This window comes from Synechococcus sp. PCC 7335 (genome assembly GCF_000155595.1).
Lineage (GTDB): Bacteria > Cyanobacteriota > Cyanobacteriia > Phormidesmidales > Phormidesmidaceae > Phormidesmis.
On the sequence record NZ_DS989904.1, the window covers coordinates 2964084 to 2990422 of the forward strand.

20 protein-coding genes are annotated in these 26339 nt (G+C 48.8%); 12 read left to right on the forward strand and 8 right to left on the reverse strand.

Going from position 1 to position 26339, the window contains the following annotated elements; translation table 11 throughout:
* Window positions 1–20: 20 nt before the first annotated feature.
* Window positions 21–1592 carry a bifunctional ADP-dependent NAD(P)H-hydrate dehydratase/NAD(P)H-hydrate epimerase gene (locus tag S7335_RS12915; protein ID WP_006453435.1) on the forward strand — a complete coding sequence of 524 codons (1572 nt, stop codon included), beginning with the start codon at window positions 21–23 and terminating at the stop codon, window positions 1590–1592.
* Here S7335_RS12915 and S7335_RS12920 read toward each other — a convergent pair.
* On the reverse strand, window positions 1582–2676 hold the full coding sequence (locus S7335_RS12920; protein WP_006457568.1) for a calcium/sodium antiporter: 1095 nt from the start codon (window positions 2674–2676) through the stop codon (window positions 1582–1584). The genes S7335_RS12915 and S7335_RS12920 overlap by 11 nt on opposite strands.
* 170 nt (window positions 2677–2846) lie before the next feature.
* Here S7335_RS12920 and S7335_RS12925 point away from each other — a divergent pair, with 170 nt between their 5' ends.
* The 5 genes from S7335_RS12925 to S7335_RS12945 all read left to right on the forward strand — a co-directional run bounded on the left by S7335_RS12925 (window position 2847) and on the right by S7335_RS12945 (window position 7600).
* Window positions 2847–3437 (forward strand): Npun_F5749 family FMN-dependent PPOX-type flavoprotein, encoded by a 591-nt coding sequence (locus tag S7335_RS12925; RefSeq protein WP_006455038.1) that lies wholly within the window; start codon window positions 2847–2849, stop codon window positions 3435–3437.
* A 405-nt stretch (window positions 3438–3842) separates the two neighbouring features.
* Entirely contained in the window at window positions 3843–5027 is a 1185-nt protein-coding gene (locus tag S7335_RS12930) for a BMP family ABC transporter substrate-binding protein (protein ID WP_006456567.1), read from the forward strand.
* Window positions 5027–6145 (forward strand): ABC transporter permease, encoded by a 1119-nt coding sequence (locus S7335_RS12935; protein WP_006455521.1) that lies wholly within the window; start codon window positions 5027–5029, stop codon window positions 6143–6145. The genes S7335_RS12930 and S7335_RS12935 overlap by 1 nt, the downstream gene beginning before the upstream one ends.
* 45 nt (window positions 6146–6190) lie before the next feature.
* Window positions 6191–7132 (forward strand): ABC transporter permease, encoded by a 942-nt coding sequence (locus S7335_RS12940; RefSeq protein ID WP_006457206.1) that lies wholly within the window; start codon window positions 6191–6193, stop codon window positions 7130–7132.
* A 63-nt stretch (window positions 7133–7195) separates the two neighbouring features.
* A complete protein-coding gene (locus S7335_RS12945; RefSeq protein ID WP_006454862.1) occupies window positions 7196–7600 on the forward strand; it encodes a hypothetical protein in 405 nt (134 codons plus the stop codon).
* Window positions 7601–7959: 359 nt separating this feature from the next.
* On the opposite strand, the gene S7335_RS28860 is transcribed toward S7335_RS12945, so the two are convergent.
* The 3 genes from S7335_RS28860 to S7335_RS12960 form a co-directional block, all read right to left on the reverse strand.
* A complete protein-coding gene (locus tag S7335_RS28860; protein WP_006455107.1) occupies window positions 7960–9696 on the reverse strand; it encodes an ABC transporter ATP-binding protein in 1737 nt (578 codons plus the stop codon).
* Between the two features lie 7 nt (window positions 9697–9703).
* Window positions 9704–10387: a cysteine hydrolase family protein gene (locus S7335_RS12955; protein WP_006453863.1), complete on the reverse strand. Its 684-nt coding sequence runs from the start codon at window positions 10385–10387 to the stop codon at window positions 9704–9706.
* Between the two features lie 164 nt (window positions 10388–10551).
* Window positions 10552–13158, reverse strand: a complete 2607-nt coding sequence (locus S7335_RS12960; protein ID WP_006454907.1) for a cyclic nucleotide-binding domain-containing protein — start codon at window positions 13156–13158, stop codon at window positions 10552–10554.
* Between the two features lie 310 nt (window positions 13159–13468).
* On the opposite strand from S7335_RS12960, the gene S7335_RS12965 reads away from it, so the two are divergent.
* From S7335_RS12965 to S7335_RS12980, 4 genes are all read left to right on the forward strand, one after another.
* Window positions 13469–14473, forward strand: coding sequence for a ligase-associated DNA damage response exonuclease (locus S7335_RS12965; protein ID WP_006453612.1), 1005 nt, complete (start codon window positions 13469–13471; stop codon window positions 14471–14473).
* A gap of 134 nt (window positions 14474–14607) precedes the next feature.
* Window positions 14608–16986, forward strand: coding sequence for a hypothetical protein (locus tag S7335_RS12970; RefSeq protein WP_006455145.1), 2379 nt, complete (start codon window positions 14608–14610; stop codon window positions 16984–16986).
* 322 nt (window positions 16987–17308) lie between these two features.
* Window positions 17309–18850 carry a Ppx/GppA phosphatase family protein gene (locus S7335_RS12975; protein WP_006457518.1) on the forward strand — a complete coding sequence of 514 codons (1542 nt, stop codon included), beginning with the start codon at window positions 17309–17311 and terminating at the stop codon, window positions 18848–18850.
* A 29-nt stretch (window positions 18851–18879) separates the two neighbouring features.
* The gene (locus tag S7335_RS12980; protein ID WP_038016201.1) at window positions 18880–19278 is read left to right on the forward strand and encodes a hypothetical protein; all 399 of its coding nucleotides are present in this window, start codon (window positions 18880–18882) and stop codon (window positions 19276–19278) included.
* Between the two features lie 25 nt (window positions 19279–19303).
* Here the strand turns inward: S7335_RS12980 and S7335_RS12985 are convergent, their stop codons facing one another.
* The 4 genes from S7335_RS12985 to S7335_RS13000 form a co-directional block, all read right to left on the reverse strand.
* Entirely contained in the window at window positions 19304–19927 is a 624-nt protein-coding gene (locus S7335_RS12985) for a hypothetical protein (protein WP_006456108.1), read from the reverse strand.
* 71 nt (window positions 19928–19998) lie between these two features.
* Window positions 19999–22137, reverse strand: a complete 2139-nt coding sequence (locus S7335_RS12990) for a pentapeptide repeat-containing protein (protein WP_006454924.1) — start codon at window positions 22135–22137, stop codon at window positions 19999–20001.
* Between the two features lie 114 nt (window positions 22138–22251).
* Window positions 22252–22638 (reverse strand): type II toxin-antitoxin system VapC family toxin, encoded by a 387-nt coding sequence (locus S7335_RS12995; protein WP_006457507.1) that lies wholly within the window; start codon window positions 22636–22638, stop codon window positions 22252–22254.
* The gene (locus S7335_RS13000) at window positions 22631–22885 is read right to left on the reverse strand and encodes a hypothetical protein (RefSeq protein ID WP_006454816.1); all 255 of its coding nucleotides are present in this window, start codon (window positions 22883–22885) and stop codon (window positions 22631–22633) included. The genes S7335_RS12995 and S7335_RS13000 overlap by 8 nt, the downstream gene beginning before the upstream one ends.
* Before the next feature lie 354 nt (window positions 22886–23239).
* Between S7335_RS13000 and selD the strand changes: the two genes are divergently transcribed.
* Together selD and S7335_RS13010 are read left to right on the forward strand one after the other, a co-directional pair.
* Complete coding sequence (gene selD / locus S7335_RS13005; protein ID WP_006456053.1) at window positions 23240–25594, forward strand: selenide, water dikinase SelD; 2355 nt, start codon at window positions 23240–23242, stop codon at window positions 25592–25594.
* Window positions 25595–25666: 72 nt separating this feature from the next.
* Entirely contained in the window at window positions 25667–26335 is a 669-nt protein-coding gene (locus tag S7335_RS13010; protein WP_038016203.1) for a glutathione binding-like protein, read from the forward strand.
* The last annotated feature ends 4 nt before the right edge of the window (window positions 26336–26339 follow it).

Here is a 26339-nt window from a genome sequence, read left to right on the forward strand (position 1 = left end):
TTTCATTCTCTAGGCAATCCATGACCCGCTCATCTATTCAACACTATTTAGTCACTGCGAAGCAGATGCAGCGTATTGAGCAGCGAATCTTTGACAGTGGAATGCCTGTCGAAGCGATGATGGAGAAAGTTTCGCAAAAGGTTACTCAGGCCTTAGTTGAATGGCTAGGACAAGATCGGGGGCCAGTAGGTGTCTTAGCAGGGCCAGGTCATAATGGCGGTGATGCGCTAGTCGTGGCACGAGAGCTACACTTTCGAGGTTATGAGGTGCAGGTTTATCAGCCATTTTCTCACCTAAAGCCGCTTACAAAACAGCACGCTCGCTATGCTAAGAGCTTAGGTATCGCTTTTGTAGAGTCGGTGCAAGACTTAGCCTGCAATGCGATTGTTGATGGCTGGTTTGGCTTTGGGCTGACGCGCTCAATTGAAGGTGCTTTGGCCACCGATATCGCCACGCTTAATCAACAAAACATTCCAGTTTTTAGCATTGATTTACCTTCTGGTATTCATACCGATACGGGAGAAGTGATGGGCGAAGCTATCCAGGCAAGCCACACTGCTTGTCTGGGTCTATGGAAAAGAGGATTTATGCAAGCGCAGGCACTGACCTATTTGGGTGAGTGTGAGCTGATTGATTTTGATATTCCACTTTTAGATGTCTCAGCAGTGCTAGGTGAGCGGCCTATCGTTCAGCGACTGACAGCCGAGCAGGCGATCACCCACCTTCCACTCAATCGCTCGGTGACAGCGCATAAGTATACGGCTGGTCATCTGCTACTAGTGGCCGGTTCTCATACCTACGCTGGGGCGGCGCTACTATCTGGGCTAGGTGCTGTCGCCAGCGGCGTTGGTATGCTGACAGTCGCTGTTCCAGAGTCTATCCGTTTAGCACTATTGCCGCAGCTACCTGGCGCTTTGCTGATCGGATGCCCAGAAACGGACAAAGGGGCGATCGCTTGCTTCCCAGAAAGCTTCGAGATAGATAAATATGATGCGATCGCCTTTGGCCCTGGGCTGACGCCAACTGTACCAGCGCTACTAGAAACAGTACTATCCGCCGACTGTCCATTGCTTTTAGATGCCGATGGGCTTAATTTGCTTGCTCAAGATGCGCCAATCAAAAAGCTGCAATCTAGATCGATGCCGACGATTTTGACCCCTCATACTGGAGAATTCAAACGCTTGTTTCCAGAGGCGATAGATGCTGATATGCCGGGCGATGTTGTTCATCAGGCTTCGAAAGATAGTGGCGCAGTCATTTTGCTAAAAGGCCCTAGAAGTGCGATCGCCACGCCCGATCGGTTATGGTTCAATCCACATAGCACCCCCGCATTAGCCAGAGGTGGTAGCGGTGATGTCTTAACTGGGCTGATGGGAGGACTTGTAGCCAGCGTTGCCAAAGCAGGATCAAATGACAGACCAATGACTGAAGGCCAGACACTGACTTCGGACACTGTAAACGCTGTTGTGAGTGCGGTATGGTGGCATTCGCAAGCAGCCATCTATGCCGCGAAAGGACGCACTGTCTTAGGCGTCGACCCGCTACAGCTTGCGCAAAGTCTTAATCTAGCTTTGTCAGAAACTACTCTTTAGCTGCTCCCTTGCGTCGAAAGGTCAGCCAGGTACGCCAGCTTAGCAGGCACAGCATCAATAGCGTTAGCGGCACAACAATTAGGTTGATCGAACCTGTCCAGATAGAATCCGGGTCCGCCGCATTAGCAACTAGATAGCCTACGTACAGTACGTAGTAGCTTAGTAGCAAAATGCCTTCTCGCCTGGAGACCTGGTTATCAGTGAAAAAGATTGGCAAGCACATGATCGCTACTGCCAGCATAACCGGAATATCAAACCTTTGAGCTGAATTGGAGATGTGAATTCCAGTTTCTGAGACAGCGCTGGTAAGTCCTAAGACCACCAAAATATTGAAGATATTACTGCCAATAACGTTACCTACGGCCAAGTCACGCTCCCCTCTAAAGGTAGCCATCACGGAGGTCGCTAGCTCTGGCAAAGAAGTCCCAAAAGCAATGATGGTCAGACCGATAATCAGTGGACTAGCCCCTAGAAAAGTCGCAATGCTCACAGCGCTCCCGACTAGCCAGCGAGAGCCGGCAACCAACATAGCCATACCAAGGAAAAACAGAAGCGCGCTCAGGCTAGTCTCTTTGAGAGAAAGCGATCGCGCTCCAAACTGTTCATACTCATCTTGAATAACAGGATTCTTTTCTTTTCGGCTTTGCACCAGCAAGAAGAGAGTATAGGCTATTCCCCCAATGAACAAAACTAGGCCGTCGGAGCGATCAAGCTGATTATCCAAACCGAAGAACATCAGTAGCGCCGACACGCCAATCATGATTGGCACATCTAGCCGTACTAGCTGCTGCGCAACAATCAAAGGAGCGATCACTGCCGAAATTCCCAATATCAGTAGCACATTGCAGATATTGCTACCGACCACATTCCCTAGAGCGATATCCGCTTGCCCATTGAGACTCGCGTTTAAACTGACGGCCAGTTCTGGGGCGCTCGTACCAAAAGCCACTACCGTCAAGCCAATGATCAAAGGGGGAACGCCAATTGTGGCAGCTAGCTTAGAAGCACCTCGAATTAAGAACTCTGCGCCCAGTACTAACAGAGCCAGGCCTACTACTAAAGAAACAACCGTAAAAATACTCATAGGTGCCGTAGTTTTCAGAGCCTTTGCTGTTTTGAAGTCAGCGCTATAGCCCTTTCACTTATATCAAATTACCTGTGCATAAGCGATTTAGAATGGCTATTACCATTGTGAAGCATGGCCCTTTACTAGTAACTTCTGCAGACATCTCTAAGCATAGGACATATCCATTCGTGTCTAGTTCTGATCTTGCACCGTGGCGATCGCCGCTTTCTAGAGCCTTGCATCGCAATCGTGCTCAGCCTGTGTGTCGATTCCTTCAGCTCGCAACCATTCGTCCAGAGGGGTCGCCCGCTAATCGTACGGTGGTATTTAGGGGCTTTCGGCAAGAGACAAATCAGCTGATGTTTATTAGCGATCGCCGCAGCGAGAAGATAGTCCAAATTCGGCAGAATCCGAGTGCAGAAGCTTGTTGGTATTTCACTAAAACCCGAGAACAGTTTCGCCTACGCGGTCAGCTAATGATTATCACCGCCGATACAGTAGCAGCCGACCTCGGTGAAACGCGCCGACAGCTCTGGCAGAAGATATCAGACAGCGCTCGACTTCAGTTTGCTTGGCCCACGCCCAAAGCCACTCGCAACCCGGATAGTGACGCCTTTGAAGCGCCGGAGATAGATTCGCGCACCCCCCCAGATACGTTTTGCGTCCTCTTGCTATTACCTGAAGAAGTAGATTATCTCTGTTTGCGTGGAGAGCCCCAAGATCGGATTATCTATCACCTGTCGAAAGAAAGTTGGACGGTCACGTCTGTCAATCCTTAAGCCGCTATTGACTCTTTTGGATAAAAATTGGTTAAAAAACAGAGGTTTGGATAAGAAACAGAGGCCGCGTAGCTACACCGACAGCCTTTCACTCTCCTTATCTAGTAGCACATTATAAGTTTTGGTTAGTGAGTTCTACGTAAGGCTGCTTCTTCATAGGCGGCTCCATAGGCGATAAGGAAGCGAGCGAAGGCTTTGAGCTGCTTTGTCTGCTCTGTAAAAGTAGACAAACTCCCCAATTTTGATGTTTGTGATACAAAACGGAATCCGTATATTTCTAATTCTAAAGTATGACTTGAACTACCCAGTCGTTGCTCATAGCAGAACAGCATAGACAGCCAACCCTCGAATCCGATACCATCGCCTCTGTTGCCCTAATTTCTGAATCTATAAGGATCTTTTCCTATGTCGCGTTCTACTCAATTCTCTAGAAGACAGGTCGTGCGTGGATTGCTAGCAGCCACGGCCTTTAGTGCGACGACCAAACTCAGCGGCTGTTCCCCCTCCTCAGAGGCGGGTGATAACACTGATTCAGCAGCAGGTGAGGGTGGGGAAGAGGTCGTCGTTGGCTTTATCTATGTGGGGCCAAAGGACGACTTTGGCTACAACCAGGCGCATGCGGAAGGTGCACAGGCAATGGCTGCTCTGCCTGGAATCAGGATCATTGAGGAGGAAAACGTTCCTGAGACATCGGCTGTGCTAGAGACTATGCGTAGCATGATCGAAATTGATGGCGCCACGGTCATCTTTCCGACTTCGTTTGGCTACTTTGATCCGTACATGCTAGAGATGGCCGCAGAATTTCCAGAGGTACAATTCTTCCATGCGGGTGGACTCTATCAAGAAGGCGTTCATCCTGACAACGTAGGCAGCTACTTTGGCTATATCGATGAGGCTCAGTATGTTGGCGGTGTCATCGCTGGGCGCATGTCCGAAACCGGACAGTTAGGATTTGTCGCAGCGATTCCGATTCCTCAGGTCCTGCGTAACATCAATAGCTTTACGCTGGGCGCTCAGTCAGTTAATCCAGCGGCGACCACGCAGGTTGTGTTTACAGGTGGCTGGGCGGAACCTGTCAAGGAAGCAGAAGCGACCAATAGTATGGCCGATCAAGGCATTGATGTGATCAGCTGTCATGTTGATAGTCCTAAGGTTGTGATGGAAACAGCCGAAGAGAGAGGGCTATACACGGTGGGCTATCACGCCAATCAGGCGCCGCTTGCGCCTACCGGCTATCTGACTGGGGCCGAGTGGGACTGGGAAAGTATCTACACCTCTTTAGGTCAGCAGTTTGTAGAAGGCAAAACGCTAATGGCAGGAGATATTGAACATGTTCTACGAGGCGGACTAGCTGAAAACTTTTGCAAGCTTTCTCCCTATGGTCCGGCAGTCACCGCAGAAGCGCAAGCAGAGGGCGACGCGGCTAAAGAGGCGCTGATAAATGGTGAACTAGTAATTTATAAAGGTGAATTAGACAGCAACGACGGAAAAGTTATCCTATCGCCTGGTGAAGAGTATAAACAACAGAACATTGAGCTAGAGAAAATGGACTGGCTAATCGAAGGTGTCAAAGGGACTACGGGTAGCTGATGGGTTATTCACCTCCCCCGGCTGCAGAGCAGGCTTCGAGCCTCGCTCCGACTCAGCCTAAAGAACGCTGGTCTCTGCTGCTGCGATCGCTAGAAGCTGTTGTTTTACCGATTGCGGCACTTTTAGTAGCGCTGCTAATTTTTGGTGGATTTTGCGCATTAGCCGGTGCTAATCCTTTGGGTGTCTATGGCTCTATTTACAAAGCTGCTTTTGGTAGCTGGAGCGCTTGGCAAAATACGCTAATTAGAGCTTCGCCGCTGATGTTGACAGCGCTATGTACATTGCTACCTGCCAGGTTAGGTTTGGTGATCATTGGCAACGAAGGAGCGCTAGTAATGGGCGGACTAGGCGCGGTTTTGGTCGGTCTAGGGTTAGGAGATGCGCTGCCTTCTGGGCTAGGGCAGTTGGCGATGGCGATCGCAGGGATGGTATTTGGCGGTGCGTGGATAATGCTAGCAGGCGCTCTACGGCACTATCGCGGAGTGAATGAAACCATCAGCTCTTTGCTGCTGAACTATATCGCGATCGCCTTTCTAAAGCATCTTGTAGAAGGACCCATGCGAGACGCTAACTTTGTTACCAAACCCTCTTCTGCTGAACTCGATCCAACGCTTTGGCTAGGCACGCTACCGGGCACTCGCATTCACTTCGGCTTGCTCTATGGCCTGATTATCTGCATCCTGGCGTATATCTTGATCCAAAGAACCACTTTTGGCTTTGCCACCAGAGTCACGGGTAGTAATATCAGAGCTGCCAAAATCGCCGGCCTCCCGGTCGGTAAACTGACCTTAGCTATTTGTTTTCTAGGCGGTTCAGCGGCGGGCCTTGCGGGCATGATCGAGGTCGCGGCTGTCCAAAAACGAATTAACGAATCTCTAATTTCTAACTATGGCTATGCTGGTATTCTGGTCGCTTTCGTCTCCAGGCAAAACCCGCTAGCAACCATCCTTGTGGCCATACTACTAGGTGGCATTTTAGCTAGCGGCGGCATTTTGCAGCGATCGCACAATCTCCCCGATGCCACCGTCCTTGTCTTCCAAGGCATTGTTTTCTTGTGCGTTCTTTTTAGCGATTCCCTTTACGGAAAAATTCCCTACTTACAAGAAGGGACAAAATAAAACAATTGATCGTTCGCCTCTATGTACATTCTTCTTCCTTTCTAAATGTCTCCTATTCTTACTCTCTTACTTGGTATTTTCGCTGGCACCCTACGCGGCAGTGCGCCATTCCTCTTCGTTAGTTTAGGAGAGTGCATCACAGAAAAAAGCGGTAAAATCAATCTTGGCTTAGAAGGCACCCTGCTGATGGGTGCAATGTCTGCTTATGGCGTTTCCTATCTCAGCGCGCCTACGGTAGGAGAGTTTTGGGCACCTTGGTTAGGGGTGATCGCAGCAGGAATCTCCGGGATGCTGTTGGGCGCAGTTCACGGCTGGCTTTCGCAACAGCGGCGAGTTAATGACGTTGCCACGGGCATTGCCATGATTATTTTAGGGAGCGGGCTAGCCTTCTTTTTGGGTAAACCGTTTATTCAACCGCAGGCACCACAACTCTTTACGTTTGATTTAGGCGGATGGAGCGAGTCGTCTCAAATTCAGTCGGCGCTCAAAATTAGTCCGTTATTCTTGATCGGAATTGCGATCGCCCCTTGCTTGCATTGGCTGTTTCGCGCTACCCGCTGGGGCCTCTATATTCGAGCGGTTGGCGATAGCCCACAGGCTGCCTTGGCGATGGGCATTTCTCCTTTTAAAGTACGGATGCTTAGCATTATGGCGGGTAGCTTTCTAGCTGGTATTGGTGGTGCTTGTCTCTCCCTCTACTATCCGGGCGTATGGACCGAGCGCATCTCTAGCGGCCAGGGGCTGATGGCCGTAGCCTTAGTGATCTTTGCTCGATGGAATCCTATTCAGTGTCTGTGGGCATCACTGCTATTTGGCGGCGCGCAAGCGATTGGCCCAGCCTTTCAGTCTGTTGGTATAGATAGCTATTACTACCTTTTTAACGCGGCTCCATATGTGCTGACATTGTTAATTATGATCATCACCTGCTCCCCCCAAAAGACGCTTGTCGGTTCACCTGGTGCATTGGGAATGGAGAACGATAATTGACTATGCACAAAGCAAATACAGAAAGTGTGAGAGGCAAAAGCAAGTGATGGGTAAAGAGAAACAATGACCGAAACAGTAAAGCTCGCGGTCAATGGTACGCTGATGCGAGGTCTGGCACTATGCCAAAATCTGTTGGATGTGGGCGCAAGGTTTGACAGAGAATGTCAGACAGAAGCTGCCTATCGGCTATGGACAATAGATGATAACTATCCGGCCATGATCAAAGTCCGTCAAGGCGGAGTAGCTGTAGCTGTTGAAATTTGGGATGTCCCTTTAGCTGGATTGGGAATTGTACTTTCTCAAGAACCTCCTGGACTGGCTATTGGAAAAGTGATGCTAGCTAACGGCGAAGAAGTTCTTGGCGTGATCGCAGAACCGATGACGGTGGAAGGCAAGAAAGAAATTACTGAGTATGGCGGTTGGCGAGCCTATCAAAAAAGTCTTATATCTAGCTCTATTTCTGGCTGATCGGGCTAGCTTTGTTTCAAATCGACTTTGTTTCAGATTGACTTAATTTCCAAAGGGGCACCGTGAACAGTGAAGCTACTTATACCAGCAGCAACAATTGTTGATTGGTGCACTATAAGTATGGGGAGAATGCCGAGTGCGAAATCGCTTATCTCAATGAAAATGGAGGCACTCCGCTTCACAAAGATATAGCAATCTGCTGTAGGCATACATAAAAAGAAGACTATGTACACAGCAGATTGCTATACAACAAAGTATTTGACTTTAGTTGCCTAGGCCTAAAAGCTACTCCTTGTGCAAGATGAGAGCCTTGGCCCGCAGCGTGCAGCTGATGATAGTCACACTTTAACCTACAAGCATTAATGGCCGGCCATCCTTTGGCCAATCACTGTAAGATCGGCGGTAGCGATCGCACTTTCATAAGTGAATTTCCCCTCGCTAATCACTAGGATGCGATCACATAGTTCCAATAGCTCATCTAAATCTTCGCTAACTAGCAGGACTGCCACCCCGCGATCACGAGCTGCTTTAATTTCGTTGTGAATAAACTCCACTGCTGAGAAGTCCAGACCAAAGCAAGGATTTGCCGCAATTAACAGCTGAACTGACGCTGACGAGAGTTCTCTAGCTAGTACCGTTCGCTGAATGTTGCCACCAGAAAGATTGTTGATTGGCGTCTCGACAGAAGGCGTCTTGACAGAGAAAGCTTGAACAAGTCCTTTGGCCATATTTCGAATTTCTTTGAGAACTAGCCACCACTGCCATCGGGCTTGCGGAGTTTGATCGAAGGTTCTTAGCGATATATTTTCAGCTACGCTCATTCCAGGCGCACAGGCATTCTTCAAAGGCTCTTCAGGAAGCGCATAAACCTGATGTCGAAACATCTCAGCTCGAGTTGCTTTATAGGATTCACCGTTTACGTAGATAGTGCCCTCGGTCGGCGAGCGTTGCCCGGAGAGCACTTCGACTAGCTCTTTTTGACCATTGCCAGAGACGCCTGCAATCCCCACAACCTCACCGCTATCGACTGTTAGGCTGACGCCGTCTACAGCGACCAATCCATTGTCTCGGTGGGCTTTAATACCCTTAAACGATAGGGTAGGCACATCTGCTGACTTGGGATTTAGGGACGGATCATAGGAAGAATTAGGAGCGGAAGAATGAGGAGGAATAGCAGGCGTCACACGAATAGAACTCTGAGCGCTGGTACTCTCTGTAGAGTGAGTGGAAAGGCGATCGCTGTTAGAAGTTTTTGCTGGAGACTCTTCTGCCACTGCTTGAGGGGTTTTAGCTCCGCCTAGCATCATTCTCGACATATCTGCAACTGAAAGTTCGCTGACCTGACCTTGACCGACTCGCTCGCCTTTACGCAAGATAGTCACTTCATCGGCAAACGACAGCACTTCTTTGAATTTATGAGTAATCAGTAGAATGCTGAGCTTACCTTTGAGTACTTCTTGGCGCAACAGGCCTAATACCTCACCCGCTTCAGCAGGCGTTAGTACAGAGGTTGGCTCGTCTAGTATAAGAATACGGTGTTTGAGATAGAGCTGTTTAAGAATCTCCAATTTTTGCTTTTGTCCTGCCGCTAACTGAGCAACTGGCGTTTGAAGATCTATTTGGAAAGGAGATTGTTCTATAAAGGTCTGCAGCGCCGAAAGTTCTTTCTTCCAATCTAGAAAAAGCGGTGTGTTGTAGCGTGAAAGCACTAGATTTTCAGCGACGCTCATAGACGGAACAGAAGTAAAGTGCTGGTAAACCATTCCAATGCCATAGGCATGAGCATCTTTTGGACTTTTGATGACCTTAGCTTGTTCGCCGATGTATACTTCCCCGGCAGTCGGCTGGTGAAAGCCCATGATGCACTTTACCAAGGTGCTTTTGCCTGCACCATTTTCACCTAAAAGCGCATGAATCGTCCCAGGCTTCAACGACATAGAGACACCATCAAGTGCGACAAAGCGACCGAATCGCTTTGTCATCTCCACTACCTTTAGTACTTGCGCTTGAGTCGCCATTGGTCCTAGGAGTTGACCTGATACCTGCCCTGTGATCGGTTCTGGCGTTTGTTCTGAGATTGCCTTTGTAGATGCCATTGGCTGCCTATCCTTTGAGCGCTTGAATAAGATCGCTAGACTGAGCAACGGCGCCGAAGACTCCGCCCTGCATTTTGATCATCTTAAGCGCAGCCAGATAGTTTCCATAGTCGGTCGCTCCTGTACAGTCAGATAATACAAGGCACTCATACCCGCGATCATTAGCCTCGCGCATAGTTGTATGAACACACACGTCTGTTGTAATGCCCGTAAGAATAAGATTCTGAATCTTCTTGCGGCGCAGCAACAAGTCCAAATCGGTGGCAAAGAAAGCACCTTTCCCTGGTTTATCAATAATGGTTTCGTCTGGTAGAGGAGCTAATTCAGAGATGATTTCCCAACCGGGTTCCCCTCTGACTAAGATACGTCCGCAAGGGCCTAAATCACCAATGCCAGCACCGATTTGCTGCGATCGCCATTGCTTGTTTTCGGGTAGATCAGAGAGATCAGCCCGGTGCCCTTCCCGGGTGTGCATGATCGTATATCCTAGCGGTCTCATTACTTTTAGAAGTTGCTGTAGCGGCTCAATTGGGGCGCGAGTGAGTGAGAGATCGTAGCCCATCTTGTCGACATAGCCACCCTTCCCACAGAAGTCAATCTGCATGTCAATGATTATTAGCGCTGTATTCTCAGCTCGTAAGTCACCATTAAACGGATAGGGATAGGGGTCTGACTTGACGTAGCGTCCCATAGTTAGCAGCCTAGAATGAGCCCTTCAGCGAGCCCTTGACGAACCCTTAAGTAGATACGATCAGCGTAGGGTAATGAACCATCCATAGCATTTTGACAATCGTTGAAACTGTTCACTACGGACGCCTTTGATCCGCAATGATAATATCAGTTCTAAAGAATTTCTCACACAATCAGCTGCCAAAACAAGAGAGTAAAACCCAGTGTGAGGCTATGTTGGGGTATGAGCTTTAGCCAAGACTGACGACCAATCTTTTGGGTTAGGATGATGCTGAGGCAAGCACCTAAAAGTAGAGAAGTTCCCTGTAGAAAGGCGATGACTGCAGGATCTACAATTGCCTGGAAACCAACGATAGGCCATCCGATGGTCGCTCCAAAGACCGAAATCACCTGTCCTCCTTCTGATAAACCTAGCAGTAGATAGTGGGCCAAGCTAGCGAGTAGCACCAGAGGTAGATAGCCATAGGCTAGCGTTAGGAAGTCTCGATTAGCGCCAGTGCCTTGGAAATGAACGCGAATCTTATCAACTAGCAGGGCGATCGCTCCTGGTAAAAACAAGGCAATGCTCGCAGCGATCGCATGTCCTCCAAAATTATTTAGCACAGTCTCATCTCCTAGCACCATTGTCGTTAGTTGAGGCAGCCTATGCAAGAAAACAGCACCCAATAGCAGCAACAGCAGCGCAACCTCATAGCTAGTAGGCTGATGAGTCGTCCACAGCTCGATGCCCGGCGGTCGTAGGTTTAGCGCTACTGACTTGTGCGGACAGGCCTTGAGGCAGGTCATACATAAAACGCAGTTGCGGTTGTCGCTAAGTTGAGCCGGATGAGAATAGACCGGACAGCCCCCTGTGGCTTGGCCTTCGCCTTCCGCCGGACCGCCTTTGTAGCAGTGATAGGTATTGCAGGTAGCTGAACATATCCCCTGCTGAGCGCGCAGCTCGATCATAGAAAGCTTTGCAAACAGGCCATTCATCCCGCCGATTGGACAGAGATAGCGGCACCAGAATCGGCGCTCGAATAGAACAGAACAAACGATGGCGCCAGCGGTAATAATCAACAATAGCCAGCCTGAAAGATAGGCTGTATTTTCTAAATTCCAAAGCTCTTCCCATAGTAAGATCAGCGCAAATCCCCCATAGAGAATCCATCCGCCCCAACGCTCAGCCCAGGTTCTAGGCCAGGCTTTTAGTTGACGCGGCCAGGCTATGAGAGAAAGCTTTTGAACCACTTCTCCGTAGATCATAAAAGGGCAAACTGCGCACCACAATCGACCGACAAAAGGAAAGCCAATCAAGACGAGAGGCCACCACCAGGCCCAGAAGAAATTCAGGGCGAAATTAGTTTGGCGGGCTTGAGGCCCCCACATCAAAACAGCAACGATAATCGGATAAAACCACAGGGTAAACCCATAGTTAATCCGATCTGGCCACCAGGGGCTTAGCAAAAACTGCCGCAGGTTAGGATAACCTTGCAAAAGATCAAACCGAAAGCGTCGCTTTTCATTCTCTTCGGCCCAAAAGACTTCTTCGGTAAGGATATAGCCTTCTGATTGATTCACAGCGCGCTCTACCATGCTCTCTAGCTCGGTGAGATTACCTGGAAAGTCATAGCTTTGCAGCCGTCTGAGTGCAGCCGAGTCAAGCTTGACTTTGCTTCGTTTACGCTGGCGGCATAGGAGCTGAGCAAAATAGGTGACCAGCGCTTCAATATCAGCTTTACGAAGGCGCAGCGGCGGTACTTTTACTTGCAAAGCGCAGCGTTTGGCAACTTCAGGCAGAGCCTTTTCAGCCACGACTAGAATCCAGGCAAAGCTGCGTCGAGAAGCGGCAGGTGCATCGCCTTCCCTTGAAACTGGTCGGTATGAACCGTCTTCTAGTAAAGATAGAATTGGCGCTTTCAGCTTTTCGTCGAGGTCTTGAATGTTGTTGAGTAGCAGGGTGCCTGATCCTAGCCATTCCAGCAGACCAGGCTGGCTATCCCCTCGACCGAAGAGATCTTGCGATCGCAAATTCTCACAGTTAACCTGGATCATCGGCTGCTTTTTATTGGCTGATCCAAAGTGAATGAGAGCAGCTAGATTATCTTTGTTCAGTCCTGGTTCTCCAAAGATCAGCACCGGAGGCCGTCGCTCTTCTGTAGTGCTACTATTGGTACTAAACGCTTCTAGGCTAGTCGCATCTCTGATATTTTGTCTTAGCCGACTCGCGTAGCGGCTACGTCCTACCACACCTCGTTTGACTCTAGTGACCAAGTAGGGTCTGAGCGCTTGCTGACGTTCTTGCTCATAGGCCAACTGTTCTGAAACATCTTCTAAACATGCTGCTAGAAGTTTTGATAGTTCCCCATTGAGTTCAGGGTAGTCCTGAGCTAGCTGCATAAAGCGAGACTTCTCTAACTTCCACAAGAGACAGTCTGTTTGCGAAACAACTGTTTTAGCAGTGGCTATTTCTAACAAAAGAGCCTGCAAGTGCAATACCTCGCCAGGATGCAGCTCTGTGACCGTAGCCTGACTAGCGCGGCGAGTTCGATAGCTTTCAAGCTGACCCGCTCTTAGAATGTAGAGCGCATCAGGCTTAGTGTCTTCTAAGATAAGACGACGATTGGCAGCAAACGGTACTTTGTAAAGGCAAGGGGCGATCGCCTCTATCAACGCTGGCGACAGATCACGGAAGATAGTCTCTGTTCGCAGCCATTCAATCTCTTCTGATGAAAGCCCTAGCTCAAATGATGATTCCGAGTTGTCGAGGGGTGAAGCAGAAGAACTATCCATAAGTATCAGAACCCCTTCCTAAATAATTCTTTCATCAGAATTTACCGTAGAACAAAAGCTGCAGCTGCAGAGCGTATGGTCAGGCGTTAGTTCTTCTTTAGAGGATACGTTCATATGCCCCAAGGAAGAATTAGCTAACATAAATATTAAATATCTCCATAGCTCTCATCCCCATAGTCCTCAAGATAGTCCTCAAAAGTAGTTGAGCAATATCTCTAGTCCAAGGTCTAAGCTAAGGTGGACTAGAGATAACCAAAACGCCAGCAATCGATCCCATGATGCTAAGGACTCTACTTTCCTTTTTATTTCTATGTCTTTGATCACCGTTCGCCCTGAAGGTCTATATTGCGAAGTTGGAAACTTTTATATAGACCCTTGGAAACCGGTTGATACGGCTTTGATTACCCATGCCCATGCCGATCACGCCTATACCGGGCACCAAACGTACTATGCAACTGCTATTTCTGAAGGCATTTTGCGTAGGCGCCTGGGTAAAGATATCAACCTTTGTGGTGTGAACTACGGGCACAGAATTAAGATTGGCCCAACCTGGGTGTCGTTTCATTCTGCAGGTCATGTTCTAGGCTCTGCCCAAGTTCGGGTTGAATACAAAGATGAAGTCTGGGTAGCTTCTGGCGATTATAAGCGCGGCATAGACCCTTCGTGCGATCCGTTTGAGGTAGTTGAGTGTGATACTTTCATTACAGAAGCCACCTTTGGTTTACCCATTTATCACTGGGACAGTGGCGAAATCACGACAGAACAAATCTATCGATGGTGGCAGAGTGATTTGACCCGGCCTTCTCTTTTGTTCTGCTACGCTTTTGGAAAATCGCAAAGGGTTCTCGCTGAACTCACTAAGTTTACAGATCGACCTGTTTACTTACATGGTGCAGTTCACAACCTCACTGAAATTTATCGAGAAGTTGGGATTGATATGGTTCCAACAATTCCTGTCTCTTCAATGGAGAAGAGCTACAAATTCATTGGCGACTTAGTGATTGCGCCCCCTTCTGGTCATCGCTCTACCTGGATGAAAAGATTTAAACAGCCTCAAACTGCCTTTGCTTCCGGCTGGATGGCTGTGCGCGGTAATCGCAGAAGACGAGGCTACGAACGTGGATTCGTACTTTCCGATCACGCTGACTGGCCTGGTCTGATTCAAACGATAGAACAGACCAAAGCCAAAACGGTTTATGTCACCCACGGACAAAATGACGTGTTGGCAAGGTATCTAGTGGAGAAGAAGGCTATTCAGGCAAGCCCTTTAGAAACCTTATTTGAAGGTGAGAAAGGGGATAGTGTAGACGTATGAGAAGAAGGCCTTAATCCCCTCCGTGACCAACAGTGCGACCCTAGGCAGATGACGAAAGATTCTACCCAACCTAGAATAGCAAATGGCTTCTACTCGATAGAAAGGCCACACAAAAGACTGCACAAGAGCAAAGCATGACGTTAGTTTTTTCGCTTCTAGGTGGGCTGTTGATAGCAGCGGTTGTGCAGCTTGTGTTTGCTAATTTAGGTATAGCGCTCGGACTGACGCTACTCGACTTTTCTCCTAAGGATTCATTGTCGCCTATAGCTACCCCCTTGGAGACTAGTGACTCAGAAACTAGTGAGGAAAACGACGGATCTCAGCTCGATCAATCACAAGCTGCCGAGGATAGCTTGTCACTGCCAGTTACACACTTTTTGGGATTTGGGGTGGCGATCGGGCTATCAACCGTCATTTTTATCGGGACGCTGCTATCTGTAGAATTTAGCGGCCTTCTAGAGCCGCGCAGAGGTATTATCTTTGGTCTTATCTTTTGGTCAACCTATTGGCTACTGTTTATATGGCTGTGTTCTACAACGATTACAGGTATTACAGATTCTTTGATTGGGGGTGCGATCGCCAGCGGCAAACAGCTCATCTCTACGATCAAGCACTCGGTTGGAGAGCCCGATGGCTTACCGAATAGCGCTGTAGAACAGCAAAGTACTATCAAAGAACTAACCGCAGAAGTTTCTAAACTTGCAAGCACGCAGGATAAAATTCCTCAGCTGCTATCTAGTCAAAAAGATGAAATACTATCCCAGCTCAACACCGTTATTGAAGAGAAATTAGAGAGAACTTTAGATGAAGAAACAACTAAAACGGAACGGTTTTCTGAAGAGAGATTGAACTGGCAGCGGCCCTCTAAGTTAGACAGAACAGAAGTTACCGTTGCCGAAACTGACCAGTCCTCAACCCCCGAAGTCACAATTTCAACGACTTCGCCCAGTTTGCTCTCGCAGCTAGATCTGCCTAGCTGGCAGCAAGTTGCCAAAAGCGTTATTAACCAGGTAGATCTATCAAACTGGGATGTTGAAAGATTAATACAACAGCTCTCTGTAGATCCGTCTGCGGATCTGCTAGAAGAAGACTTACTAAAGACAAACTCGCTGCAGAAGACATACACAGCTAGTCAACTGCTAGGGTCTGCAACTGCACTTTTGCCGAATATCACCAGCCAAACCGGACCATTAGAGTCATCGTCAGGTTTACCAAAATACAATGATTCTGCATCTCAATCTACCGAACAGTCGCCTGAAGATCGAAGTTCAGCTATCCAAACCATTCAGACGAAACTAGAAGACTACTGTCGATACACTAGCCTCAAACTGCTAACACCGCAAAAACTCTCTGAGAAAGTAGAGTTACAGCTTCAAGCACATAATTTATCAGCAGAACAAATTTGTACCAGTCGGCAAAAGCTTAGCATCGCTAGTATAGAAGCTGTGCTGCTAAATCGCCAAAAGCTGCCTTTGGAGAATGAGCAACAGCTTGTACAAGCGCTCAAGCTAGCATGGCCCTCTGTTCCTTCAGGTACGGGGTTAGAAACGAAGCTAAAAACTGAAACGAAGCCAAAAACTGAGCAGTCATCAGCCCCATCAGAAGATAGTGGGCCTGAGCTGTCTGTTCGTTGGGCTGCTGATAGAGCCTATCAAACCGTAGAGCAGCATTTGCACTCAGTTGATTGGGGTGCTGTTTCCTTAGAAGATATCAAACCTGAAGTCATTAAGGTACTAGATCAATTAGAAAGAGAAGGCTCGTTTGGCGCGATAGATTGGCAACAACTCGTCTCGCGAATTCAAATTCATTATGACTTACAAGAGGAGTTCGCAGAGTGGCTAAGAACCGTTTTTATTCGTAAGTTCCAATCAACCCGTCCAGCTGTGATCCAAACAGCAAAAGAGCTCTCGCATCATTTTTCCGATCGAATTGCTGAGTATCTAGAGCATAGAGAGAAGTCCAAATTACAGCCAGCAGAAGCAACCGAAGCACTTAGCCAGATGGTTGGTAGTGTGATCGCCTCCCTTGCTCGTCCCTCTCAGCTAGGGGATCTAATCGGCCATGATATTTCTCTTAACGAAGGACTTTGGGATAGGGCTAGATGGCAGCAGGCGCTAGAGAGTCGAAAAGATATGACTGAAGAGGAAATTCAACGGGTCATAGAATGGGGAGAGCGAGTCTGGCAGCCCAAAGCTGAACAAGTTAGCCACTGGCTGCAAGCGGTGCAATCCGAGGTGAGTAAGCATCTAAGCTTACCGAAAGAAAACCTGTTAGAGAACGCAAGTAGGGAAATTAATCAACAGGTTGAAAGCACGCAAACCGCCCTCTCTTCTCAGATTGCAGCTGTTAAGGAAGAAGTTAAGTCTCAAGTGACTTCTGTGCAAGAAGAAATACAGACGCAAGTGGACAATGGACGAAAGCAAATTGCGATCGCCGCTTGGTGGCTCTTCATTGCCTTTGTCTGGTCAGGTAGCGCCGCTGCAGGAGCAGGTTGGCTAGCGACGAACTACTAACAATCGTCTAGAAGACTGCCTGTTTCTAATAGATTTTGAGCAGCTCACCGTGCTTGTCTGAGCGGTGGTTGTTTGAGCGTGAGTCCTTTAGCAAAAACCCAATGTAAGACCTTCACCTCAGAGCAGACACTCTAGAGCACCGCTGCATTGCAAAGCACCAGTGTCATACAGTGAGGGTTTGATCCAAAGCTGATCTAGTCCCAGATCAGCTGGATAGAGAAACTGCCGGGCGTTCTGCAGTCGTCGCTCAAATGGTTCTTCTGATCGATCGTGCCACTGTTCCTATACTCTTTAATATAGACGCTACTGATGAGGTTTCTCTGTGAAACTTGCCGCGATTGACATTGGTACCAACTCTATCCACATGATTGTGGTCAACGTACTACAAAAGCGCAATTTTGAGGTGATTGAACGAGTCAAAGAAATGGCCAAGCTCGGAGTTGGCGTTTTTTCTAACAATCGTCTGAGCGATCGTGCTTATCAAGTTGGGATCGATACCATCGAACGCTATGTACAGCTCGCCGATCGATTGGGTGTCGATGACATCATCACTGTCGCTACTAGTGCCACCCGTGAGGCTGAAAACGGTGAAAGCTTTCTCAATGAAGTGATTCGCCGCACCAAAATTGAGCCGCGGATTATTTCGGGGAAGGAAGAGGCGCGAATGATTTTCTTGGCAGCAAGAAATGCGATCGCTCTAGAGGAAGAAGAAAACGCCCTAGTCATCGATATTGGCGGTGGCAGCACCGAAACCGTCGTCGGCAATCGCACAGACATTCTGTTCGGTACCAGCGTGAAGCTCGGCGTGATCAGACTGCTCGATATGTTTGAAGACAAAGACAACACCATCGGAGAAGAAGCTCGTGGCGTTCTAGAATCACATATTCGCGTTCTTGCAAAAGATGCGATCGCCCAGGCTAAAAAAATAGGATTCACTCGCGTCATCGGGACTTCAGGGACCAACCGTACCCTGGGCGAAGCCGCATACATAGCCAGACATAACACCGAGCTGCAATCAGTCAATGCCGAAGTTGTCCAGCTCGAAGACCTCGAAGCACTAACCCGAAAGCTAGTCAAGCTCAATGCGGACAAACGCGAAAAGATCGACGGCATCAGCAGTAAGCGTAGTGACGCTATTCATCTTGGTGGTATTTTACTTACGCAGCTACTCAAGATGGCAGATGTCCAGGAAATGACCCTGTGCGACGCGTCTTTGCGCGAAGGCATGATTCTTGACTATATCGACCGCCACGGCAAAAACGTCGCCGACTTTCATGTTCAAAGCGATTTGCGTCATCGCAAAGCGGCTCAGTTGGTTCAAAGATATGGATCAGACTGGGAAAGCAATCGTCACATCGCAAATCTTGCCCTGCAGCTTTTTGAGCAAACGCGATCGCTCCACCAGCTCAGCACGTTAGAGAAAGATGTTTTAGAATACGCCGCTCTCCTTCACGACATTGGCCAGTATCTATCTTTTAAGAGCTACCACAAAAGTTCTCGCTACATTCTCAAAAGAGCCGATCCGCGCGGCTTTACCGATGAAGAGATGGTCTTGATTGGTCACGTCATTCGCTACCATCGCAAAGCTCGGCCCAAGAAAAAACATGGTCAGTTTAAGCGACTATCCGATCATCAACAGCGTGTTGTGTGGGTGCTCGCGGGCCTGCTGAGAATTGCAGTGAACTTGAACAGAACTAAAGATCAGCAGATTGAAACACTCTCTTGTAATTTCTCGGATAAAACGATTGAAATATCTGTGTCAGGGCAGGGGAACTTGGATGTCGGTATCTGGGCTGCGCTGGGCGAGCGACATATTCTAGAGAAAGCGCTAGAACGAAATGTTAAGATTACAGCCTATACATAGACAAACAGTCCTCTCTTTTCGATTAACAGATGCGTATATACCTTACACACTGTTCCAAAGAAAAAGAACCTCACCTCAAAGGGACTGACATTCGCGTTACACCAGATAAACTGTATACCAGTCAGGACATTCAAAATTTTATCCAAAGGTGCCAAGCAAAAAAAGTAAATTGGGGTATTCTGTCGGATCTCTATGGCGTGTACCTGCCCGAAGAAGTTCACACTTGGTATGACAAGCCTCCCGACACGGTGACACCAGAAGAAGAAAAGCTTGTCCTCCAAGACTTCGAGCATAAGTTGAGCGCGTATGACGAAATCCTGTTCTTTGTGAGGCTAGAAACCTTTCATCCTTTCTATGAAAGGGTTTTGAGAAAAACGGCTCTTGCTGGTAAGGTTCAGCTTTTTGACGATATTAGTTGTATTGAATAGTCGCGATCGCAACTCTTACCCTTCATCAGCTTTCAGGACGTTGAATAATACCTAGCAGCACTGACAGCAGCTTCTCAAGCTCTAGTGGAATGCTATAGAGCTTTGTATCTTGTAAAATTTTTCGTTCAGCGCGAAAAAACTGACCAAATCGCCAGCTATCGCCCGTCGTTACTGCGCCATAGATAATCGGGGTATCTTGCTGCGTCCACTGATCCAATGCAATTAGCTCTGCACCAAGTTGTGTGAATCCTCTTCCCAAATCGGCATTTTTAGCTTCTATCACCAACAAATTCTGCGGACTCGGAATATAGTAATCCAGCGTCCCTTTGAGCTGAGGGCTGACCTCTACTCGATACTCAATCTTCAGCTCTTGCTCAATATGGCCACAGACTGCAAATAAAATTGGCGCAATCAATGCTTCTCGCCGTGCCATCTCACTCATCAAATTAGTCACTTTCAGAGCTGTTTGCAGCCGATTGTGTAGTTCATCTTTGAAGTCAATTGGTTGGGAAGTTTGCGGTAGTTCTAAAGCGGTTCGTTCAAACCCACAGCCTAGTTCAGCGAATACATCTTCCGCATCAAAGGTCAGCTCAAAATATTTACTGAAGGTGTAGCTAGCTTGCGGCTCTAGAATGCGAGGACGATTCATAGCCTTAACCTGAAGCAAGGGGTGTGACGTCAATAGCTACCATAGCGTTAAACGTCGCGGGAATGGCGACTTTAGAGCCCAAAGAGAAGGGCGATCGCACTTAGAAGTCCTTTGGCTGCGGTCGCTAGTTTTGTCGTTTGGTCAAGCCCTAAGGTGATGCCTTTGAGTGCGTTGAGCGATCGCTTTGCCGCCTGCTTCATCGGCCCATCTGTCGGTGACTGCCCTGCCTTTGCGATCTCTGCGACTTCTACTAGGGCATCTGTTTTTTCTTCTTCGCTGAGGGCTGGCTCTGATTCAATCGCCGCCTGTAGCTGGGCTAACAGATTCTTTAGCTGAGCCTGAGTCTCGGTCTCTCCTAATTGGTTGATTTGGTTAGAAACTTGGTTACTGTCTCCTAGCGTCACCGCCGACTGGTTCACGTTTCCATGAATGTTAATTCTTTGACTATGATCGTTGCCTGTCATCACTTCAGTCCTATTTTCAAAATTTACGCTTTTTTCCGCCAGCAAAAAAGCTAGCTTTTCAAACTTGGGCGCACTTGCTAATCGCTCTCTTTCTATACCTGCCTTCAATCCCTTTTGATAGCCATCATCCCAGTTGCGTTCTAGGTCAGCTTTATCAGTGTCTTCTGAGACCTGTAAAGTAAGCACTACGTCTTCGCCCTGCTTCTCGATACGCTTGATCGAGTCTTCAGTAATATCAGGGCTCTGTTCCATGATGCTTTGAAAGGCTGATCTAAACGCGATTGGATCGATACCGTTGCGAATCAAAATCTGCACCTCGTCCATCATTTCTTTAAACAATTTCTCGAAGTCGCCCGGTTGAAAGTCTTTGTCAGGGTTGTGGGGACGACGCTCTCTATTCCCTCGCGCGTCTGGCGTCTCTCGTAAAAAAACATACTGACAGTCGATGTTCTTGAGCGCGGTCGTGCTATCAATATTCCACGCTTCCAGTGTCGCTCCGGTTAAGCAAGCGCCGGTAAAATCAGCGTTAATCGCCTGTACTTCCGTCAGGATGGCATTTTTCAGCATAGCCCCTGTCAGCAGTGCATCGCTAAGGATAGCGCGAGTTAGATTCGCTTCTTCTAGTGTGACGCCGCTAAGGTCGGCACCGCGTAAGTTAGCCTCAGAAAAATCTTGCTTGTAGCCCTTTTCAGGCACTGTTGACAGCGTCCGCACCCGTTTGTCTTGCAATATCGAAAAGCCCAAACGAGCCCGGTTGAGCTTTTTGGCATCTTTCCAACAAATGTGAGTAAAGACTGTTGCTTGCTGGCGGGAGTTAGGAAAGTTGGCACTTTTTAGACAAGCGCCAGAGAAAGTAGCCCCAGTTAGGTTCGCGCCGCAAAAAGAAGTCCCACCTACTGCTGCTAGCACCAGTCCAAACCCTCGAACCAGCTCAAACTTTTTATCCTCTTTTAGCACTCGCCAGCCGACATAAAGACTCAGCAATAAGCCTGCGCCTGCGCCTGCGACTGCGACTGCGACTGCGCCTGCGCCTGCGCCTGCGACTGCGCCTGCGCCTGCGCCTGCGCCTGCGCCTGCGCCTGCGACTGCGACTGCGACTGCGCCTGCGCCTGCGAACGCGCCTGCGCCTGCGACTGCGACTGCGACTGCGACTGCGACTGCGCCTGCGCCTGCGCCTGCGCCTGCGACTGCGACTGCGCCTGCGATTGCGCCTGCGCCTGCGCCTGCGACTGCGCCTGCGCCTGCGAACGCGCCTGCGCCTGCGCCTGCGCCTGCGCCTGCGCCTGCGACTGCGACTGCGCCTGCGCCTGCGACTGCGACTGCGACTGCGAATGCAATCAAGATCGAGCCGAAGGCTCGAATGCTAAATCCTTGAAACGCGATCGCCGCATAGGTAACGACTGTCAAGAATAGATAAACACTAAATGCAACCATGCCCTCGGTAGAGCCATCTATAAAAATAGTCGCAAATGCACCCACAAAGCCTTGTAAGACACCTGCTATCCCCGCTAAAACAATCACTAATAGCAGTTGCACCACCATCCATCGCCGCTGCAAACCCGCCTGCGCCTGAGTAAAATTCACGCCTCGCAAGGTCGCATTCGTAAACGTCGCACTCCGAATATCCGCTCCGCTAAAATCTGCTCCCGTCAGGTCTCGTCCCCGAAAGTTTGCCCCTCGCAGGTTCGCATTGCGAAAGTCACGCTCTCCGGCGGCATAGCAACGTAATACCTCCTTAGCATTCACAGCCCTTGCCTTCTCTCGCTGCCCATTATTACTGTCCTGACTTGCGCCGACATCTTGCTAAACAGTAAACGGCATCAGCTCAGGCAATGTAAGCGTAAGACATTGATTGTATAGCTATCTCACTAACCGTACTGCGACACCCTCAATATCTAGTTTCTGCCATTGGCGGTCTGTAGTGACGATAGGTTTCTTAAGATATTTCCCCAAAGCAATACACAGTCTATCGCCCAGGGATAAGCCTAATGGTTTCGTTGCCAGCCTGAGAACGCCTGCGGTGATCGCCTGCTCTTCACAGACTGCAACAACCTTTAAATTTAGCGCCTCGATTAGCTCCACAGTCAATGCTTTCGAAAGCCCCTTTTCCATAAGCTTCGCAACAACCTCCGATAAGTTAGCGGCGCTGATAGCAGCATTGTTCAGATATTGCTCAACTGTTTCAGCACCGGGCTCCTCGTTAATAAAAGCAAGCACTGCTGAAGCATCTAGTACAACCTTACTCACTTTCAGATTCCTGCCGCCGATCTTTGATTAGTTCATCCGCGATGGAATATCCTGGCGCAATAGACTGTCTAAGTGCTGTTCTAACTTTATTGAGTACTGTAGTCCGCTCAGTCGCAGCATCACTTTTTGCAGCTCGCTGACTTAAAATCAGTACAACCTCATACTCACCAGCCGGAACGTTTTCAGGCAATTGCATCAAAAGCCTGCCGTCATCTCCGACGCTCACCCTTGTTTCAATAGTCTGCACAATTCTGACCTCTAACTCGATCTGATTACTTCGATATTATGAGCGATCACGCTACGCCATCTCATAAGCCAACATCGTGCTATTTCCAAATGGCATCCGCTCTGCCAGCGCTGAGACATAGTTTGCAGAGCAGTTAACTGCACGTTATCAGTCGCAGCCAGAATCTTGTATCTACCGACTGCACTTTATTCGTCGCAGACAGGAAACATTCAGCAGCGCCCCGAATCAATTTCGCTTCATATAGGACCTGCTCTGCACCACTCTGCATCAATTCCACTCGTATAGCTCAGGTTGATCTCATCAAAAAGATTAAGATCATATCTATACTCTATCAGTCGCCCTTTCCTCAGCTCGATGCAAGCTACTGCTTCTGCTCCCGATCGCTATATCACCCAGAGTTTGGTTCTAGTCGGTGGCGGTCATAGCCATGCGCTCGTCTTACGCAAGATGGCGATGAATCAATGGCCCGCTCACGTTCAGCTCACGCTCATCACCAATCTAACTGACACGCCATACTCGGGTATGCTGCCGTGCCATATTGCAGGCTTGTACGACTTTGACACGGCGCATATTGATTTGCGATCGCTCACTCGCTTTGCCAACTGCCATCTAATTATGGATCAGATGATTGGGCTCGATTCGGCTGGGCAGAAGGTAATCTGCCAGAGTCATCCGCCCATCGCCTACGATACGCTGTCCATCGACACGGGTAGCACACCAACAAAGTCTCAGGTGTCTGGTGCTGACAAATATGCGATTCCAGCTAAGCCCGTGCCCAATCTGTTACAAGCTTGGAAACGCTACTTAGAAGATCTTGAACGTGCGTTGGTACAGAACCCTCAAACAGCAACAACTATCAGTATCGTAGGCGGTGGCGTAGGCGGCGTAGAAATGGCCTTTGCAATGCAAGTACGGCTTCAACAGTTAGTTTCAAACTATAGCCAGGATGCCAGTCAGCAGGTTGCTGTTCATATCTTCCAGCGAGGTAAGCATTTAGCGAAGGGACGTAATCGACTGACCCAGTGGATGGTTGAGCGCCTGTGCCATAACAAAGCAATTCAAGTACATACTCAGGAGACAGTTTGTGAAGTCACAGAAACAGCCGTGCGCTGTGAATCGGGTTTAAAGGTGGAGTGCGATCGCACGTTCTGGGTGACAAATGCTTCTGCGCCTGTTTGGCTGAAAGAAAGCGCCCTGTCACTTACCTCAGACGGCTTCATCGCCGTGAACGACACCCTGCAAACCCTTAGCCATCCCAACATCTTTGCCGCCGGAGATGTCGCTACCATGGTTAACCATAAGCGCCCCAAAGCAGGCGTCTTCGCCGTTCGCCAGGGGCCACCGCTATACGAGAATCTAAAACGTCAAGTGACGAATCGTCCGCTAGCGCCTTTCAAACCCCAAAGCCGCTATCTTAATATTATTGATACTGATACTGATAGATCTATTGCGTCTTGGGGGCCGTTTGCTGTTCATGCAAAATGGTGTCGATCCTGGAAAGATAGCATCGACCAAAAGTTTATGCGTCTGTTTTCTGATTTTCCGGATATGAACAGACGCGATCGCTCTTTTCATATACTTCCTTCATCTTCCCATCGCCTAACCTTAGAACCACTCCCTCAAATGCACTGCGCAGGCTGTGGTTCTAAGGTCGGCAATCAAACTCTCAAACGCGCCTTAAGCCGAGTTCGAGCTAACGCCGCGAACGATACTGACTGGCCCTATCGCAATAACATCTATACGGGGCTAGATCAGCCCGATGATGCCGCCATCATTCAAATTCCATCTGGCAAACTAGCTGTTCACACCGTTGACCAGTTCAGCGCTTTGGTCGACGATCCTTTTGTCTTTGGACAGATATGCGTCAATCACTGCCTCAGCGATCTCTTTGCAATGGGAGCGACTAGTCATAGCGTGCTGGCGATCGCAACCATCCCTTATGGGAACAACAAACAACAAGAAGAAATTCTGTATCAACTGCTCTCTGGCGCTATGCTCGCACTAGCAGAGTCAAAAACTTTTCTCGTAGGTGGTCACACCACAGAAGGAACAGAACTTTCGCTTGGCTTTTCTTGCAACGGCTGGATAGATCCTGAACAGACCTGGAAAAAAGGTGGACTACAGCCAGGTCAGGCCCTGATATTGACCAAGGCGCTAGGTACTGGAGTGCTATTTGCAGCTGATAGTCAGCTAAAGGCAAAGGGACGGTGGATAGAAGCGGCTATCCAAAGTATGTTGCAGTCTAACCGGATGGCAGCTGAGTGTCTGAAGCAGTATGGTGCGACTGCCTGTACAGATGTCACTGGATTTGGATTGGCAGGTCATCTGTTAGAAATGGTACAAGCCTCGCAAGTAGTCGTTGGCTTGAATCTAAACGCAATCAAGCTGTTGTCAGGCACTGAGTACGCTTTGAAAAATGGTATTACAAGTTCGCTCTATCAGCGCAACCTAGAAAACGCACTTTCCGCTATCCAGACTACACAACCTGTTGAACAGACTGCGATACACGCCCCTGATTTTCAAATTCTTTTTGATCCTCAGACTGCTGGTGGGCTGCTTGCTAGCGTTCCGGCCAATAGCGTAGACGAATGCCTAAGCACGCTCCACCGATTAGGGTATAGAGACAGCCGCTATATTGGTAATGTCATGCGAGCCATACGGCCAGAAGAGATTATACCCAGACCGATTGAGATAGTGTCTTCACTGTAGAATGTTTGGACCGAGTTAAGTTTGCTTTCGAGTAAGTTCGTCTTCCTCATATCGCGATGTAAGGATTGATCTATGACAAAGAAGTGGCCCGTGCAATATCCAGACCGAATCCAGCTCTACTCTCTTGGTACGCCAAACGGGCAGAAGGCCGCAGTAGCTTTAGAAGAAATGGCGCTGCCATATGAAGCTCACAGGGTGGACATCATGGAGGGCGACCAGTTCACAGATGAGTTTGTTACTATCAATCCTAACTCTAAGATTCCAGCAATCGTAGATCCGAACGGTCCAAATGGAGAGCCGCTGGCTGTCTTTGAGTCTGGGGCAATTTTGATTTATCTCGCGGAGAAGTCAGGAAAGTGTTTGCCTCCTGATCCAGCAGCTCGCAGTGAATGTTTGCAGTGGCTGTTCTTTCAAGTCGGTGGGGTAGGACCGATGTTTGGTCAGTTCGGTCACTTCTATAAATATGCCAAGGAGAAGATTCCTTATGGTATCGAGCGATATCAGACTGAGGTGAAGCGTTTGTTAGGCGTACTAGAAAAGCGTCTGCAGGAAAGAGATTTTCTAGTCGGAGCAGAGTACACTATCGCTGATATAGCAACTTTCCCTTGGGTGGGGTGTTTGGTCTGGGGCTATAAGGCAGCCGAAATCCTAGAACTAGAGAGTTTTCCGGCTGTGATGGCCTGGTATGACCGCTGCGCTAAGCGACCTGCTTCGGTGCGGGGATTAGAAGTGACCAAATAGCGTC

Coding starts and splice junctions, on each gene's coding strand:
- S7335_RS12915 (WP_006453435.1), top strand. CDS start 21: ATGACCCGCTCATCTATTCAACACTATTTAGTCACTGCGAAGCAGATG.
- S7335_RS12920 (WP_006457568.1), bottom strand. CDS start 2,676: ATGAGTATTTTTACGGTTGTTTCTTTAGTAGTAGGCCTGGCTCTGTTA.
- S7335_RS12930 (WP_006456567.1), top strand. CDS start 3,843: ATGTCGCGTTCTACTCAATTCTCTAGAAGACAGGTCGTGCGTGGATTG.
- S7335_RS12935 (WP_006455521.1), top strand. CDS start 5,027: ATGGGTTATTCACCTCCCCCGGCTGCAGAGCAGGCTTCGAGCCTCGCT.
- S7335_RS12940 (WP_006457206.1), top strand. CDS start 6,191: ATGTCTCCTATTCTTACTCTCTTACTTGGTATTTTCGCTGGCACCCTA.
- S7335_RS12945 (WP_006454862.1), top strand. CDS start 7,196: ATGACCGAAACAGTAAAGCTCGCGGTCAATGGTACGCTGATGCGAGGT.
- S7335_RS28860 (WP_006455107.1), bottom strand. CDS start 9,696: ATGGCATCTACAAAGGCAATCTCAGAACAAACGCCAGAACCGATCACA.
- S7335_RS12955 (WP_006453863.1), bottom strand. CDS start 10,387: ATGGGACGCTACGTCAAGTCAGACCCCTATCCCTATCCGTTTAATGGT.
- S7335_RS12960 (WP_006454907.1), bottom strand. CDS start 13,158: ATGGATAGTTCTTCTGCTTCACCCCTCGACAACTCGGAATCATCATTT.
- S7335_RS12965 (WP_006453612.1), top strand. CDS start 13,469: ATGTCTTTGATCACCGTTCGCCCTGAAGGTCTATATTGCGAAGTTGGA.
- S7335_RS12970 (WP_006455145.1), top strand. CDS start 14,608: ATGACGTTAGTTTTTTCGCTTCTAGGTGGGCTGTTGATAGCAGCGGTT.
- S7335_RS12980 (WP_038016201.1), top strand. CDS start 18,880: ATGCGTATATACCTTACACACTGTTCCAAAGAAAAAGAACCTCACCTC.
- S7335_RS12985 (WP_006456108.1), bottom strand. CDS start 19,927: ATGAATCGTCCTCGCATTCTAGAGCCGCAAGCTAGCTACACCTTCAGT.
- selD (WP_006456053.1), top strand. CDS start 23,240: ATGCAAGCTACTGCTTCTGCTCCCGATCGCTATATCACCCAGAGTTTG.
- S7335_RS13010 (WP_038016203.1), top strand. CDS start 25,667: ATGACAAAGAAGTGGCCCGTGCAATATCCAGACCGAATCCAGCTCTAC.